The 15,665-nt window shown below is 66.6% G+C and carries 17 protein-coding genes; 4 read left to right on the plus strand and 13 right to left on the minus strand.

Annotated elements, in window-relative coordinates; translation table 11 throughout:
* Window positions 1-2 precede the first annotated feature (2 nt).
* From CY658_RS22025 to rlmD, 3 genes are all read left to right on the plus strand, one after another.
* A complete protein-coding gene (locus CY658_RS22025) occupies window positions 3-911 on the plus strand; it encodes a peptidoglycan DD-metalloendopeptidase family protein (protein WP_101492216.1) in 909 nt (302 codons plus the stop codon).
* A gap of 4 nt (window positions 912-915) precedes the next feature.
* A complete protein-coding gene (locus tag CY658_RS22030; RefSeq protein ID WP_101492217.1) occupies window positions 916-1,989 on the plus strand; it encodes a sigma-70 family RNA polymerase sigma factor in 1,074 nt (357 codons plus the stop codon).
* A 67-nt stretch (window positions 1,990-2,056) separates the two neighbouring features.
* Complete coding sequence (gene rlmD, locus CY658_RS22035; protein ID WP_101492218.1) at window positions 2,057-3,493, plus strand: 23S rRNA (uracil(1939)-C(5))-methyltransferase RlmD; 1,437 nt, start codon at window positions 2,057-2,059, stop codon at window positions 3,491-3,493.
* Between the two features lie 46 nt (window positions 3,494-3,539).
* Here rlmD and CY658_RS22040 read toward each other — a convergent pair whose 3' ends face one another.
* Entirely contained in the window at window positions 3,540-4,241 is a 702-nt protein-coding gene (locus CY658_RS22040) for a Bax inhibitor-1/YccA family protein (RefSeq protein ID WP_101492219.1), read from the minus strand.
* A gap of 171 nt (window positions 4,242-4,412) precedes the next feature.
* Between CY658_RS22040 and CY658_RS22045 the strand changes: the two genes are divergently transcribed.
* Window positions 4,413-4,820 (plus strand): GlcG/HbpS family heme-binding protein, encoded by a 408-nt coding sequence (locus CY658_RS22045; protein ID WP_099796207.1) that lies wholly within the window; start codon window positions 4,413-4,415, stop codon window positions 4,818-4,820.
* Between the two features lie 184 nt (window positions 4,821-5,004).
* Here the strand turns inward: CY658_RS22045 and hemP are convergent, their stop codons facing one another.
* The 12 genes from hemP to CY658_RS22105 all read right to left on the minus strand — a co-directional run bounded on the left by hemP (window position 5,005) and on the right by CY658_RS22105 (window position 15,548).
* The gene (gene hemP / locus CY658_RS22050; protein ID WP_099796208.1) at window positions 5,005-5,217 is read right to left on the minus strand and encodes a hemin uptake protein HemP; all 213 of its coding nucleotides are present in this window, start codon (window positions 5,215-5,217) and stop codon (window positions 5,005-5,007) included.
* A gap of 103 nt (window positions 5,218-5,320) precedes the next feature.
* A complete protein-coding gene (locus tag CY658_RS22055) occupies window positions 5,321-5,734 on the minus strand; it encodes an ExbD/TolR family protein (protein WP_056583083.1) in 414 nt (137 codons plus the stop codon).
* A gap of 8 nt (window positions 5,735-5,742) precedes the next feature.
* Window positions 5,743-6,459, minus strand: a complete 717-nt coding sequence (locus CY658_RS22060; protein WP_101492220.1) for a MotA/TolQ/ExbB proton channel family protein — start codon at window positions 6,457-6,459, stop codon at window positions 5,743-5,745.
* A gap of 22 nt (window positions 6,460-6,481) precedes the next feature.
* The gene (locus CY658_RS22065) at window positions 6,482-7,171 is read right to left on the minus strand and encodes an energy transducer TonB (protein WP_374221128.1); all 690 of its coding nucleotides are present in this window, start codon (window positions 7,169-7,171) and stop codon (window positions 6,482-6,484) included.
* Window positions 7,172-7,275: 104 nt separating this feature from the next.
* The gene (locus CY658_RS22070) at window positions 7,276-7,548 is read right to left on the minus strand and encodes a (2Fe-2S)-binding protein (RefSeq protein ID WP_101492222.1); all 273 of its coding nucleotides are present in this window, start codon (window positions 7,546-7,548) and stop codon (window positions 7,276-7,278) included.
* 111 nt (window positions 7,549-7,659) lie between these two features.
* Window positions 7,660-8,340: a Fe2+-dependent dioxygenase gene (locus CY658_RS22075; protein WP_101492223.1), complete on the minus strand. Its 681-nt coding sequence runs from the start codon at window positions 8,338-8,340 to the stop codon at window positions 7,660-7,662.
* Between the two features lie 103 nt (window positions 8,341-8,443).
* Window positions 8,444-10,822 carry a catecholate siderophore receptor Fiu gene (locus CY658_RS22080; RefSeq protein ID WP_101492224.1) on the minus strand — a complete coding sequence of 793 codons (2,379 nt, stop codon included), beginning with the start codon at window positions 10,820-10,822 and terminating at the stop codon, window positions 8,444-8,446.
* Between the two features lie 237 nt (window positions 10,823-11,059).
* Window positions 11,060-12,424 carry a sulfite reductase subunit alpha gene (locus CY658_RS22085; protein ID WP_101492225.1) on the minus strand — a complete coding sequence of 455 codons (1,365 nt, stop codon included), beginning with the start codon at window positions 12,422-12,424 and terminating at the stop codon, window positions 11,060-11,062.
* On the minus strand, window positions 12,421-13,431 hold the full coding sequence (locus tag CY658_RS22090) for an FAD:protein FMN transferase (protein ID WP_101492226.1): 1,011 nt from the start codon (window positions 13,429-13,431) through the stop codon (window positions 12,421-12,423). Before CY658_RS22090 ends, CY658_RS22085 begins: the two co-directional genes overlap by 4 nt.
* Before the next feature lie 13 nt (window positions 13,432-13,444).
* Window positions 13,445-14,254: a DUF4198 domain-containing protein gene (locus tag CY658_RS22095; RefSeq protein ID WP_101492227.1), complete on the minus strand. Its 810-nt coding sequence runs from the start codon at window positions 14,252-14,254 to the stop codon at window positions 13,445-13,447.
* Window positions 14,255-14,304: 50 nt separating this feature from the next.
* Window positions 14,305-14,838, minus strand: coding sequence for a DUF2271 domain-containing protein (locus CY658_RS22100; protein WP_101492228.1), 534 nt, complete (start codon window positions 14,836-14,838; stop codon window positions 14,305-14,307).
* A 62-nt stretch (window positions 14,839-14,900) separates the two neighbouring features.
* Window positions 14,901-15,548: a PepSY-associated TM helix domain-containing protein gene (locus CY658_RS22105; protein ID WP_062473039.1), complete on the minus strand. Its 648-nt coding sequence runs from the start codon at window positions 15,546-15,548 to the stop codon at window positions 14,901-14,903.
* Window positions 15,549-15,665: the final 117 nt, after the last annotated feature.

Here is a 15,665-nt window from a genome sequence, read left to right on the forward strand (position 1 = left end):
AAATGCAGGGTTTTGGCAATCGGAGTTTGTTCGCAGGCATCACGTTGGCAGTTGTGCTCGTGATCGCGGGCTGCTCCGCACCGCGTGGTCCCGCACCGGTCGAAGACCGGGGCACGATTACGCGCGCACCCGGGGCGACGACGCCCGGTGGTCCCCCCATCACGACCGATGCGTCCGGCAAACCGCTCGCCGGTATCGAGAACTACGGCAAGCCCGGCTACTACGCCGTGCGCCCTGGCGACTCCATCCGTCGCATCGGCAGCGAAACGGGCCAGCGCTGGCAGGACATCGTGCGCTGGAACAATCTCGACAACCCCGATCTGATCGAAGTCGGCCAGGTGCTGCGCGTGATTCCGCCGAGCGGCGCGAGCACGGCGGTTGCCACGGCACCGTCCACCACGGCGCCGTCGGCCACTGAGGCGACGACCAAGCCGGTGACCCCGCAGGCCTCTGTCACGCCGGCCGTGCCGGCCAGCGGCGCGAGCGGCTCCACCAAGCCCCCCGTCACGGCCTCGCCCTCGGGCCCGAGCAGTTCGGGCGACGACGACCTGGGTTGGATCTGGCCTGCCAGCGGTTCGCTCATCGCCGGGTTCGACGAAGCCAAGAACAAGGGCTACGACATCAGCGGCAAGGCCGGCGATCCCGTGCTGGCCGCGGCCGACGGCCGTGTCGTCTACGCCGGCGCAGGCCTGCGCGGCTACGGCAACCTGATCATCCTGAAGCACAACAACACCTACCTCACGGCGTATGCGCACAACCAGACGCTGCTCGTGAAGGAAGACCAGTCGGTTCAGAAGGGCCAGAAGATCGCCGAAATGGGCAACAGCGACGCCGATCGCGTGAAGCTGCATTTCGAGATCCGCCGCCAGGGCAAGCCCGTCGACCCGTCGCGTTACCTGCCCAACCGGTGATGCCATGGCTGCCTCCCGCCCTCGCCGCACACTGCCCGTGCGCGGGCTGGCGGGGCAGGGCAGCCCTTCACCCCAAAACAACGGCGGTCGCAATGGCCACCAGGACAGCGGCGACGAGCCGCTGAGCGCAGACTCTCTTCCCGACGACCCCACCGCGGATCCGTCGATTCCCTCTGCGGTATCGACCCCGCTTCACGGTGCGACCGCCGAAGTCATGGGTGGCGAGGGCGCCGATGCCCTGACCATCTACCTGCGCCAGGTCCGGCGCACCGAGCTCTTCACCCCCGCCGAGGAATACACCACCGCCTGCGCCGCGCGCGCCGGCGACTTCGCGGCGCGGCAATCGATGATCGAGCACAACCTGCGGCTCGTGGTCAACATCGCCAAGAACTACCTGGGACGCGGCATGCCGCTGTCCGACCTCATCGAGGAAGGCAACCTCGGGCTGATGCACGCCATCACCAAGTTCGAGCCCGAGCGCGGGTTTCGCTTCTCCACCTACGCGACCTGGTGGATCCGCCAATCGGTCGAACGCGCCGCCATCACGCAGGCGCGGGCGATCCGCCTGCCGGTGCATGTCGTGCGGGAGCTGCAGCAAGTCTTGAGGGCGCGGCGCGCGCTCGAAGGCGATGCCGACTTCATGGCGAGCCGACCCGACGGTGTGCGCGTCGAGGACATGGCCGCGCTGCTCGGTCGCGACGTGCAGGCGGTGACCGACCTGCTGGCGCTGGCCGAGGCGCCGCGTTCGCTCGATGCAGGCGACGCCCACGGCGAAGAAGGTTTCACGCTGGCCGACACCGTGGCTTCCGACGACGAGCAAGGCAACCCGGCCGGCGTGACGCACACGCACGAGGTGGAGCGCTTGCTCGATCAGTGGGTGCAGGCGCTCAACGCGCGGGAGCGCGAGGTGCTTGAAGGCCGCTACGGCCTGCACGACCGGGAGCCCGAAACGCTCGAGGTGCTGAGCGTGCGGCTGGGCCTGACGCGCGAGCGCGTGCGGCAGATCCAGAACGAGGCGCTGGCCAAGATGCGCAAGCAGTTGGCACGCTCCGGCGTCGGCCGCGACGCGTTGTTCTAGCCGCCTGACAGAAAGAAGGTAACCCGTCGCGGCCGGACCACCCTGGCGACGCTGAGACAATCGGGGGATGACGGAATCCATCGAAGAAAAGAAAGTCCCCGCGAGCCCCGCCGATGAATGGCTCCAGGTTGAGTCGCTCGACCTGGACGCGCAAGGCGTTTCACACAAGTCCGACGGCATGGTCGTGTTCATCGAAGGCGCACTGCCCTTCGAGGAAGTGCAGTTCAACGTCCATCGCCGCAAGAACAACTGGGAACAGGGCACGGTCACGCAGATCCGCCGCGAATCCTCGCAGCGCGTGCGCCCCGGCTGTCCGCACTTCGGCCTGCACACGGGCGCGTGCGGTGGCTGCAAGATGCAGCACCTCGACGCCGCTGCCCAGGTCGCGGTGAAGCAGCGGGCGCTCGAAGACAACCTCTGGCACCTCGGCAAGGTCAAGCCCGAGAACGTGCTGCGTCCGCTCGAAGGCCCGGCCTGGCATTACCGCTACCGGGCGCGCCTGTCGGTGCGCCATGTGGTCAAGAAGGGCACGGTGCTGATCGGCTTCCACGAGCGCAAGAGCCGCTACCTGGCCGACATGCAGGTCTGCCCCGTGCTGCCCAAGCAGGTCAGCGCCATGCTGATGCCGTTGCGCGCGCTGATCGGCTCGATGGATGCGCGCGAGACCTGCCCGCAGATCGAACTGGCCTGCGGCGACGCGCCGGGTTCGACCGCGCTGGGCACCATCGCCTTGGTGCTGCGGCACCTCGAGCCGCTGTCGGATGCCGACATCGGGCGGCTCAAGGCGTTTGCGGCCGAGAACGAGGGCGTTCAATGGTGGCTGCAGGCCAAGGGCCCGGACACCGTGAAGCTGCTGGAGGAGGGCGGCATGCCGCTGGCCTACCGCCTGCCCGCGTTCGGTGTGACGATGCCGTTCAAGCCCACCGATTTCACCCAGGTCAACCCGCACATCAACCGCGCGCTGGTCGGCAAGGCGCTGCGCCTGCTCGACGTGCAGCCCGAAGAGCGCGTGATCGACTGGTTCTGCGGCCTGGGCAACTTCACGCTGCCGCTGGCCAGCCAGGCGCGCGAGGTGCTGGGCATCGAAGGCAGCGACACGCTGGTGGCGCGCGCGACCGAGAACTTCAAGAGAAATCAGCCTGCAACGCCCGAGCGGCGCGCGCTTTCAGCCACCCAGTTCGTGACGCGCAACCTGTTCGAGATGACGCCCGAGATGCTGGTGGCCGACGGCAGCGCCGACAAGTGGCTGGTCGACCCACCGCGCGAAGGCGCCTTCGCGCTGGCCAAGGCGATGGCCGACCTGCATCTGCAACCCGAACTTCGCGCCAATGGCTGGACGCCGCCGAAGCGCATCGTGTACGTGAGCTGCAACCCGTCGACGCTGGCGCGCGATGCCGGCCTGCTGGTGCACCAGGCGGGCTACCGCTGCACCTTCGCGGGCGTGGTGAACATGTTCCCGCACACGGCGCACGTCGAGTCGATTGCGGTCTTCGAGCTGGAATGAAAAAAGGCCCGAAAGGGCCTTTTTTCTTGGGGTTGGAGGTAACCGATCAGTCGCGCTCGCCGCCGAAGATGCCCAGCAGGGCCAGCAGGCTCTGGAACACGTTGAACATGTCCAGGTACAGGGCCAGCGTGGCGCTGATGTAGTTGGTTTCGCCGCCGTCCATGATCTGCTTCAGGTCATAGAGCATGTAGGCCGAGAAGATGCCGATGGCCGCCACCGAGATCACCAGCATGCCGGTGCTCGAGCCCACGAAGACGTTGATGACCGCGCCGAGCATCAGCACCAGCGCGCCGACGAACAGGAACTTGCCCATGCCCGACAGGTCACGCTTGATGACCGTGGCCAGCGACGCCATCACGAAGAACACGCCGGCGGTGCCGCCGAAGGCCGTCATGATCAGTTCGGGGCCGTTCTTGAAGCCGAGCACCATCGCGAGCAGGCGCGAGAGCATCAGGCCCATGAAGAAGGTGAAGCCCAGCAGCACCGGCACGCCGGCGGCCGAGTTTTTGGTCTTCTCGATCGCGAACATGAAGCCGAAGGCGCCGCCGAGGAAGACCATCAGGCCGAGTCCGCCGGTGAGCGAACGGGTGATGCCGGTGCTCACGCCGACCCAGGCGCCCAGCACGGTGGGCAGCAGGCTCAGCGCCAGCAGCCAGTAGGTGTTGCGCAGCACGCGCTGGCGTTCGGCCTGCGGCAGTGTCTGGCCGTAGCCGGTGGAAGTGTCGAGGGTGGTTACACGGTCGTTCATGGCCGAAGCTCCTGAGGTTGCTGCATGCAATAACACACAGTTGGGCGCATTCTAGGGGGCTGCAAGAGGGCCCCCGGCAAAGACCGTATGCCCGATGTTCTTAAGCCCCGGCGGGACGCTGCGGCGCCCCGCCGTTATGCTGTCGGGTTTCGACGCAACCTGAGCTTATTCATGAAGACCAAATCATTCCTCGAACTCGCCGACGTCAAGGCCATCGCCGCTGCAGCGGAAGCCGAGGCCCTGAAGAACAACTGGGCCGTGACCATCGCCATCTCCGACGACGCCGGCAACCTGCTCTGGCTGCAGCGCCTGGACGGTGCCGCCGCGCTGTCCTCGCACATCGCCCCCGCCAAGGCACACACCGCCGCCATGGGCCGTCGCGACAGCAAGGTCTATGAAGACATCATCAACGGCGGCCGCACCGCGTTCCTGACGGCGCCCCTGGTGGAAGGCCTGCTCGAAGGCGGCGTGCCGATCGTGAAGGACGGCCACGTCATCGGCGCAGTCGGCGTGAGCGGCGTGAAGTCGAACGAAGACGCGCAAATCGCCAAGGCCGGCATCGCCGCGCTCGGCCTGTAAGCCTTTTCGCTTCGCCCAAAGCAAAACGCCGACCAGATAGTCGGCGTTTTCGTTTTTGGGGCTTCAGCGTGAAAAAAAGCTTGGCTAGTCGGCGAACCGTTGGCTAGCAAAAAACGACCCTTCGGAGATGAATCTCCTCGAGTCGCCCCACGATGAAACTTGCGCGAGGGGCGGGCTGATCGACTTACTTGGTCAGGATCAGCTTGCCGAGTTTGGTGGCTTGAAGCCGGTAGAGCGAGCCGTTGTGCATGATGCCCACGGTCTTGCTTCCTTTCAGAAGCTCCGTGCTTTCGACCATTGGCGCCGGACGCGCCACCTGGATCGATGCATGACCGCCACCCGATTGGTCGAGCGAAGGGTGGTTCAGAACAGAAAAGGCATTCGGGGTGGCTGGCATCTGGAGTTCCTTTATGGAAGCGATGAGTGAATGATAATGATTCTCAATATAAAGTCAATCGTCGCGATCAACTTTTTTTCGATCATTTGCTCATTCGTTCAGATCACTTCGTGTCGGGCTCGGTGATGAAGCCGATCTTGCGCACGCCGGCTTCACGCGCCTCGGCCATGGCCTTGGCCACGCGCTCGTAGCGCACGGCCTTGTCGCCGCGGATGTGCAGCTCGGGCTGCGGTTCCTTGGCGGCTTCGGCGGCCAGGCGGTTCGGCAGTTGGCTGTCGTCGATCTTCTCTTCGTTCCAGTAGTAAGAGCCATCGGCCGTGACGCTGAACAGGATGTTCTGCGGCTTGGGCTGCTCGGGCTCGCTGCTGGCGCGGGGCAGGTCGATGTTCACGGCGTGCTTCATGACTGGCACGGTGATGATGAAGATGATCAGGAGCACCAGCATGACGTCGACCAGCGGCGTCATGTTGATCTCGTTCATCACCTCATCGGGTTCGTCTTGGGTTCCGAAAGCCATGATGCTGCTCAGCCCTTCTTGAGCGGAACCACGACGGCTTCACCGCTGCCGCTTTGCACGCGGGCGCCGGTCACGAAGTAGGCGTGCAGGTCGTGGGCGAAGCTGTTGAGCTTGGTCAGCACGAACTTGTTGCCGCGCACCAGCGCGTTGTAGCCCAGCACGGCGGGGATCGCGACCGCCAAGCCCAGCGCCGTCATGATCAGTGCTTCGCCGATCGGGCCGGCCACCTTGTCGATGGTCGCCTGGCCGGCAGAGCCGATGCTCATTAGCGCGTGGTAGATGCCCCAGACCGTGCCGAACAGGCCGATGAACGGTGCCGTCGAGCCCACCGAAGCGAGGATGGCGAGGCCGGTCTGCAGGCGTGCCGTGAAGGCGTCGATGCCGTTGCGCAGCGAACGCGTGATCCAGTCGCTCACGTCGAGCGCGTCATGCAGGTGCGCCTTGGTGTTGCGGTGGTGGGCGGCGGCTTCGCGGCCCTCGAGCGCCAGGGCGCGGAACGGGTTGCCGTCGTCGGTGCCCAGTTTGTTCAGGGCGGTGGCGAAGTCTTCGCTGTGCCAGAAGTCTTGCGAGTGCTTGGCGAAGCGCTTGTAGCGGATGACGTCGAGCGCCTTCACGATGATCACGATCCACGACGCGAGGGACATGCCGATCAACAGAACCGCGACAGCCTTGGTGACGAAGTCGCCCTGATTCCAGACGTTCATCAAGCCAAAATGGGAATCCATACGAAGTTGCTCCAGAGAAAAATTAGTTCAGGACGTAGTTGACGGGGGCGTCGTAAGACATGGCCTGCACCACGCCGTTGACCTTGCCGGGCACGAACCGGCATTTCATGATGTATTCCACGGCGGCCTCGTCGAGGCGATCGAAGCCGCTGGATTTCTTGACCTCGGCGCTCTTGGGCAGGCCGTCGGCGCCCACGAGCACGCGCACGATCACCTTGCCCTGCTCGCCGAGCCGCTTGCTCATGGCGGGGTAGACCGCTTTCGGGTTCTGCAGGTAGTCGGCATTGCTCGACGGCAGCTGCACGGCGGGCGGCGCCGGAGGTGCCGGCGGCGGTGCGGGAGGGGCTGGCGGCGCGGGCGGTGCCGGTGGCGCGGCCGGGGGCGGCGGCTCCGTGGTGCCGACGGGCGCGCTCGGCGCAGGCGTCGGCTTGGGCTCGCGAATGGCCTGCGGGCGCGGCGGCGGCGGCGCCTTGTTCACCTTGGGTTGCGGCGGCGGAGGAGGCGGGGGGGGCGGATCGGCCTTGGGTTTCGGCGGTTCGACGAACTGGCTCAGGATCTCGACGGGAATCACCACTTCGGCGGCCCGGCGCAGCAGGCCGCTTTGCAGCGCCCACAGCGCGGCGCCGTGAAACAGGATCACACCGCCGGCGATGACGACAGTGCGCGACAGGCCAAGGAAAGAGGGAGGGGGGGCAAAGCGGTCAGACACGATCAACCATTCGAATGCGGGCACTACAAATCGTGCCCCGATTGCAGCAAAACCGCTACAGAGACGCTACTTGCGAAAAATCCACCAGACAGAGCCGGCGACGAGGATCAGGCTGCCGCCGAGAGCCGAGACGAGTTCCATGCTTTGCTTTCCTTGATGGAGTTGGCAAGCTGGATCGCTCTCGGCGCCGATTCGCAGTGGAGTGCGGCGACCGGGTGAGAGACGCTGCACTGCGCCACGATGTCGCGGGCACAACCTTCACACTGACCACACTGGGTGGCCACGCCGAGTTCGAACTGGACTTCGTCGAACGTCATCCCGGCTCGCACATGACGTGCGATTTCACGGTCAGAGACTCGGCGGCAGACGCAAACGATCATGGTGGTGAAAGCGGCAGTTGGCTGGCTGTTGGATGTGACTCATTATAAATAAGAATCCATCGCATTTGCAATAACTATGACTGACATGCGGTCGGAGTTTGCAAGCCGGTGTTACACCTCGGCCCAGAGCCGCAAGAGGTTGTGATAGTGGCCGGTGAGCGCCACGGTTTCCTCGCATTCGCCCAGGCGGGCGCGCAGTTTCTGGATGGTCTGGTCGAGTTCGAACAGCATCCCGCGCTGCGCGTCGCTGCGCACCATGCTCTGCAGCCAGAAGAACGAGCACACCCGCGCCCCGCGCGTGACCGGGTGCACGCGGTGCAGGCTGCTTGCCGGGTAAAGGATCAGGTCGCCGGCTGGCAGCTTGACCTCGTGCGAGCCGTAGGTGTCGATCACTTCCAACTCGCCGCCGTCGTAATCGTCCGGGTCGCTCAGGAAGAGGGTGCACGACAGGTCGGTGCGCAGCTGCTGGCTGCTGCCCGGCACCGCGCGAACCGAGCCGTCGACATGCACACCGTAGTGTTCGCCGCCTTCGTAGCGGTTGAACAGTGGCGGCACGAAACGCGCAGGCAGTGCTGCCGAGAAGAACAGCGCGTGGCGCGAGAGCGCGGCCAGGATGGTCGCGCCGAGTTCGCGCGAGACGGGCGAAGACTCCGGCAACTGGCGGTTGCGCTTCACCTGCGCGCCCTGGTCACCCACGGTTTCGCGGCCGTCGACCCATTGGGTGGCGTCGAGCGCGGCGCGCATCTCGCGCACCTGGTCTGGGCTCAGCACGTCGGGCACATGCAGCATCATTTCGGTGAACTCCACAAGAAAAAAGCCCCGGCGCAGGCCGGGGCTTGAGTGTCGCACTGCGCCTGCCGCAGGGGCCGGCACAGAGGCGACGCGGTCGTCGGGATCAGAACGCGAAGTTCGCGGTGATCTTGGCCGAGCGAGGCGTGCCCGGCGTGTAGCGGTAGCCGCTCTTGTTGATGGCTGCCGCGTACTGCTTGTCGAACAGGTTGGCGATGTTCAGCTGGATGTCGATGTTCTTGTTGATGCGGTACGACGCCATGGCGTCGAACACCCAGTAAGAATCGATGTACGCAGGCGTGCCCACCGCGCCGTCGGTGCCGCGGTGCAGCTTGCCGTTGTAGCGCGCGCCGCCGCCGACCGTCAGGCCGAACGGAAACTGGTAGGTGGTCCAGGCCGTGAACGAGTTCTTCGGCGTGTAGGTCAGCACGTTGGTGCCGTCGGCGGTGACGTTGGGGCCGCTCTGCACCTTGGTGTCCATCGTCGTGAAGCCGGCGCTCATGCCCCAGCGTTCCGTGATGGTGCCTGCCACGCCCAGCTCGATGCCCTGCACGCGCTTCTTGCCGCTCTGGTAGTACAGCGCGGTGTTGGTCGGGTCTTGCACCACTTCGTTGGTCACGTCGGTGCGGTAGACCGCGCCGGTCAGCGACAGCTTGTCGTCCAGCACGTCCCACTTCGTGCCGACTTCAAAAGTCTTGGCCTTCTGCGGCAGGAAGTCGGTGCGCGCCGCGCTGTTGCCCGTGCCGGCAGCCGACAGCGAGAAGTTCGCGCCGCCCGGGGGCTGGGCCGAGGTGCCGTAGGCCGCATAGATGCTGCCGTTCTTCGCGGGCTTGTAGACCACGCCGATCTTGCCCGTGAACAGGTTGTCCGACAGCTTGAGCGACGAGGGCACCAGCGTGCCGACCGGCAGGCCGGGGTTGGTCGTTGCGGTCGACAGCGTCGCGCTCTGGAACGAGGTGTTGTAGTGGTCGAAGCGCAGGCCACCGGTGATCTGCCACTGCTCGTTGAGCTTGACGGTGTCGAAGGCGTAGAGGCCGACCGTGTTGGTCACGCCCTTGCTGTCGGCGCCGCTGAGCATGCGGTTGTAGCCGTTCACGTACGGGTTCGGCGCGTAGAGGTTGGCCACCGGCCAGGCGCCGTTCTGCACGACCTTGCCGTTGAACGTCGCACCGGGGCTGAAGTAGCCCAGGCTCGATTGCTCTTCACGGATCAGCTCGACGCCCGCGCTGAGCGAGTGGCTCAGGCTGCCGGTGTTGAACTTGGCGGTCACGTTCGTCTGGTTGACGAAGATCGTGTTTTCCTGGTTCTTGTTGGTCGGCGAGTTGCGTGTGACCGTCCACGACGCGGGCAGGCCCGGAATCGGCGTGTCCAGGAAGGCGGCGCCGGCTGCCGGCGGCCGGCCGGTTGCTGCAAGGCCCGCGAGCATGAACGACGTCAGCATGTAGTCCTGCTTCGTCTTGCCGTAGCGGGTCGTGTTGCGCAGCGTCACGTCGGGCGTGAAGTCGTGCTCCACGCGCGCGGTGAACATGTCGGCCGTCACCTTGTTGAAGTCGTATGCGGTGCCGTAGAAGTTCTTCGGATCGACCGGTGCCGCGTAGTTCAGGAAGCTGCGGCGACGTGCGCCGAGGGCGACCGGATCGGGGTTTGAATAGCTGGGCAGGCCGATGGTCGGCACGCCGCCGTCAGGCACGTTGTCCTGGTCGACGTGCAGGTAGTCGAAGTAGAAGCGCGTGGGCGAGTTCAGGCCGAGTGCGATCGACGGTGCAATGGCGGTGCGCTTGTTCTTCACGAAGTCGCGGCCGGGCACGCCGCCGTCTTCCATTGCTGCATTCAGGCGGAAGGCCGCGCCGATGCCGTTGGCGCTGCTGAGCGACTTGTTCCAGTCGATGCTGCCGCGCTTGTAGTCGGCGCTGCCGAAACCGAGCGAGCCCAGGAAGCTGTCTTCGAGCTTCGGCTTCTTGGTCACGAGGTTGATGTAGCCGGTGGGCGAGGCGCGGCCCACGTCGGTGCCCGACGGGCCCTTCACCACTTCAACTTGCTCGATGTTGAACATGTCGCGCGAGACCGAGCCCAGGTCGCGGATGCCGTCCACGAAGATGCTGCTGGAGCTGTCGAAGCCGCGCATGAACACGGCGTCGCCGGTGTTCGTGTTGCCGTTCTCGCCCAGGAAGAAGGTGCCGACGCCGGCGGTGTTGCGCAGCGCTTCGGTCAGCGTGGTCGCGCCCTGTTCGCGAATGATCTGTTCCTTGATCACCTGGATCGTCTGCGGCGTGTTCACCAGCGGGGCCGTGAACTTCGGGTTGGCCGAGGTGTCGGTCTTGTAGTCGGCGGCCGTCGAATCCTGCACGCGGACTTCAGGCAGTGCGCGCCCGGTCTGGGCAAAGGCGGCGGGGGCTGCGAGGGCCAGCAGCGTGGCTGCGGCGGCACCCGACAGGTGAGGAACTGCGCGGGCGACGGCGTGTTTGCGGCTCTTGATGTAGGCCATGTTGTTTTCTCCAGAAAGGGCGGGCGGGCAGGGCTCGACTGGCTGGGTCCGGGCGGCGCACTCTCAGGGGAGAAAAGGGCGGCAAGACTGGCTGGGTGAGCTGATTTGCGAGGGTTTTTGCAAATCGATGCAAATGATATTGCTTCTCAATACCAAGGTGCTAAAAAGTGAACTTTTAAGCCAAAAGTTTCTCGCCACCCGTTGCCGGGACGCAACTGAGCCCGCCGCGCGAGCTGTTCAGTAGACGTCGCGGCGGTAGCGCCCGCTGGCCGACAGCTCGGCCCAGAGGTCGTCGCCGGCGATCTGCCGCAGCGCGGCATCGACGCCCGACGCCATGCCCTGCAGGCTGCCGCAGACATAGACGGCGGCGCCGTCGCGCAGCCAGGCCTGCAGCGTGTCGGCCACCTGCAGCAGGCGATGCTGCACGTAGAAGCGCTCGGCCTGATCGCGCGAGAACACCATGTCGAGCCGGGCGAGCGTGCCGTCGGCCTGCCAGGCCTCGATCTCCTCGCGGCAGAGGAAGTCGTGCGCGGACTGGCGCTCGCCGAACACCAGCCAGTTGTCTTTTCGCCCGGCGGCGGCGCGTGTGCGCAGGTGGGCGCGCAAGCCGGCCAGGCCGGTGCCGTTGCCGATCAGGATCAGCGGGCGGTTCTCATTGCCCTCGAGCCTGAAGCCGCGGTGCGCCCGCAAGCGCAGCGCGACGCTGTCGCCGACCGAGAGCGTCGAGGTGAGCAGGCCCGACGCAGCGCCCATCGAGCCGTCGGGGTGCTGCTCCTGCCGCACGAGCAGTTGCAACTCGCCGTCGGCGGGTAGGGAGGCGATCGAGTAATCGCGCGGCCGTGCCGGATCGCTCGCGACGGCGACCTGCACGAGGTCGCCCGACGCCCAGTGCGGCAGGGCGCCGGCTTGCGGCGTCAGGCCGAGGTGAAAGACGGGGCCGCCCGTGCTGCCGGCGTTGAGCAGTTCGCGCCGCGTGAGCCGCCAGGGCGCAAAGCTCGCCGGGGCGTCGTCGATGTCCTCGGGTGCATCGCCCCAGCGGGACTGCCAATCGGCGAGCGCGACGGGGTCGCTGTTGTCGACCTCGATGGCGTCGAAGTCGCGCACGGCGCCGGACGTGTGAAGCCACGCGTCGAGCGCGCGCCCGAAGCCGCAGAAGTGGGCGTACTGGCGATCGCCCAGCGCGAGCACGGCGTAGCGCAGCGAAGGCAGCGCCAACGGCGCGCCCATCACGCGTTCGGCGAACACGCTGGCGCCGTCGGGTGCATCGCCCTCGCCGTAAGTGCTGGCCACGAAGAGGGCACGTCGGGCCGAGGCGAGCGTGGCGCTGTCAAGCGCGTTGAGCGCCATCACGCGCACCGCGGTGCCGGCTGCGCGCAGTCGCCGCGCGGTCTGCCACGCGATGGTTTCGGCCTGACCGGTCTGGCTGGCGAACAGCACGAGGGTGGGCGACGCCTGCTCGCCGTCACCGGCTGACAGCACTGCGGCTTCGCGGGCGGCCATGGCATGCAGCCGCCGCTGGCGCGCATAGATGCCCAGGCACAGCGCGGCATAGGCCGCGACCGTCGCGCTGGCGCCCAGCGCACGCCACAAGGTCTCTGTCATGCGCCGGCCTGCGCCTGCCACGCCCGCGTGGCGCGCTCGGAGACCGATCCGTCGTCGGCGCGGGAAATGAACAGGGCCGCGATGTCGCGCGGCTGCGCAAAGGCCAGGCCCTCGTCGGGTCCGAGCACGGTCAGCACGGTGGCGAGCGCGTCCGCCTGCATGCATTGCGGATGCAGCACCGTGACGCTGGCCAGCGCGTGCGCCACCGGTTCGCCGTCGCGCGGATCGATGGTGTGCGACCAGCTGCGGCCTTCGAGCGCGCGCCGGTGCCAGCGGTCGCCCGAGGTCGCCACTGCCATGTCGGCCAGCGCGATGCGTTGCGGGGTCGGCATCTCGGTGTCGACCTGCACCTGCCACGGCACGCCGCCGGGCCGCCGGCCGATGCCGCGCAGCTCGCCGCCGATTTCGAACAGCAGGTCGCTGAGGCCGAGTGCGCGCAGCGCGTCGACGCCGTGGTCCACCGCGAAACCCTTGGCGATGCCTGAGAGGTCAAGCTGCACGCCGCCGGGTTGCAGCAGTGTGTGGTTGGAGGCATCGAATGTCAGCCGTTGCCAGCCGACGTGCGAGTGAATTGCGGCCAGCGCGTCGGGCGCCGGCAGGGCGTTGTCCTGCGACGCTGCGGGGCCGAAGCCCCAGCTCGCCACCAATGCGCCGACCGTCGGATCGATCGCGCCGCCGCTGGCCTGCGCCCACGTGAGCGCGCACTGCATCACCTGCGCAAACTCCGCCGGCAGCGCATGGCGCGAACCGGCGGGCGCGGTGTTGAAGCGACTGATGAGGGAGTCCGGCTCCCAATGGCTCATCTGCGCGATCACGCGCGCGTGCGCGGCTTCGACCGCCTCGCGCACCTGCGCGAGCGGCAGCATCTGCGGGTTGTCGAAGCGCAGCGACCAGGTCGTGCCCATCGTCTGCCCGCCGAGCTGCTGAAGGCTGGCGGGATCGGCGCGACGGGGGACGGCCGCGTTGGCGTAGCCGCCCGCGCGCCAGGTGCTGAACGAAAGACTCAAGGGAACGGGAGGATCAGGGCATCACTTCCAGGGTGGCCGCGTAGCTCAGGCGGCGTTCCTTGGCTTGCGGCACGGTGGTCTTGCTGTCCTTGGTGCTGGCGTCGAGCCAGTACATGCCGGCGTTCGGCCAGGTCACGCTGAACTGGCCCTTGTCGTCGGTCTTGAGCTTGACCTCGTCGAGCTTGTCGCGGTACTGGGTGTTGCCGGCGGTAACGGTCACTTCGAGGTCCTTGGCGGGCTTGCCGTCCAGGTGCAGCGTGAAGGTCGCCTTCTCGCCCTTGACGAGGTCGGTCGGGCTGCCGGTGGAGATCAGTTCCAGGCCCTGGCCGATGGGCTTGAGCGCCGAGGGCTTGCCGACGGTCACGAAGGTCTCGATGCGGCCGGCCGATTGCGTGATCGTCACCTCTTGCGCGTCGGCCGGGATTTCCTTGGCGATGGTTTCGGCCGTGCCGCGGGCGCGCTTGTTCTGGCCCGTGGCCTTGTCCTTCCAGGCGGCGAACGCGCCGTTGTTGACCACCGCGATGCGGTAGGTGCCCGCCTGTGCCACGTTCACGTCGAACACGTTGCGCAGCTTGAGCTTGGCTTCGGATTCAGGCTTGACCACGCTGCCGTCGGGAGCGGTGATCTGCAGGCCCTCCAGGCGCAACGGCGCGTGGTTGGCGACAAACAGGTCGTTCGACACGGCCGCGTCGACGCTCACGGTGTCGGCCTTCGACAGCACGGTGGTCGAGGGCAGCAGCCAGGCGTTGTGCGCCTGAGTCACGGAAGCAACGGCCGAAAGGGCGAGGGCGAGGCCGGCGGCGCGCAGGGTGAAGCGGGTCATGGGGGTCCTTGGAATGAGAGAGCGGGCGAAGGGGGCGGATCGGTCGGAAGTCAGGGCTTGAGTTCGAGCTTAATTTCGCCGAGCTCTTCCTTGCCGGCTGCAACCGGTTGCGCGGCGGCGGTGGGCGGCCACTGGAACGGGATGGTCACGACCTCGCGGCCGCCGACTTCACGGGCGGCTTCCACCACCAGCTTGTAGGCGCCGGGGGCGAGCTTGGGCATAGCGCCCGAGCCTTCGGTGAAGCTCAGCTGGTGCTTGCCCGCGGGCTTGGAGGCGCCGGTGATGCCGTCGACCGGCACCGCCAGTTCACGGCCGCCGCGGCGCCACCACTGGCGCATGTCCTTGAGCCACTTGGTGCCTTCGCCCTCGGGGTTGTTGGTCTTGGTGCGCACGTCGTACCAGACGGCCAGCGTGCCGGCCATCGTGCTGTCGGCGCGCTCGATCCAGGTCGCCACGTAGGGGCGGTGGTACTCCGACACATTGAGTCGGGGAATCTCGATGTTGACCGACAGGCCGGCGGCAAGGGCCGGGGCCGCGAACAGCGCCGACATGGCGATCGGTGCGAGCGAGTAGCGAAGGTGCACGGGAAACCTCTTTTCCTGAATCAACAAAAACAACGTGCCGACCGGTCCAGCTATCGGATCGGTCAGTGAATGAACAGCAGCGCGAGCAGCACGGGCACCACCAACCCCATGCCCACCATGGGCCAGGTGAAGGGGCGGTTGCCCGCATGCATCTTGAGAATGAACAGCCCGGTGACCGAGAAGACCAGCGTGGCGGCCGCGAAGATGTCGATGAACCAGCTCCAGGCGGTGCCGGTGTTGCGGCCCTTGTGCAGGTCGTTGAAATAGGAGAGCCAGCCGCGGTCGGTGCGCTCGTATTCGACCTCGCCCTCGGGCAGGCTCAGGCGCAGCCAGGCGTCGCCGCCGGGGCGGGGGAGCGAGAGGTAGATTTCGTCGTCGGACCACTCGGCCTCGCGGCCGGCGGTGTCGATGTCCCACTGCTTGCGCAGCCAGGCTTGCAGTTCGGCGGGCAGCGGGGCCTTGCCTTGTTGAGCCTTGGCGGCCGGCAGTTGCTGTTCGAGGCGGGCGCGCAGCGCGTCGTCGACGGTGCCGTTGTGCGTGGTGACGACCGGCTTGGCCTCGATCTGGCCCGCGTGGTTGAGCGTGAAGCCCGTGACGCTGAACAGGATCATCCCGACGAGACAGATGGCAGAACTGACCCAATGCCACTCGTGGAGGGTCTTGAGCCAATAGGCGCGGCGGCGGTTGTCGGAACGGGCGGGGGCAGTCATCGAAAGCGCGAATTGTATTCGCGCGAATGAGAATGACTGCTATTCAGTGGGGATAAAGTTAAGTAAAGAGCAATAAAAAACGGGGCCGAGGCCCCGTTTGTTTGCAATGCCGTGGCG

This window comes from Variovorax sp. RO1 (assembly GCF_002849325.1).
In the GTDB taxonomy this organism is placed as follows: domain Bacteria; phylum Pseudomonadota; class Gammaproteobacteria; order Burkholderiales; family Burkholderiaceae_C; genus Variovorax.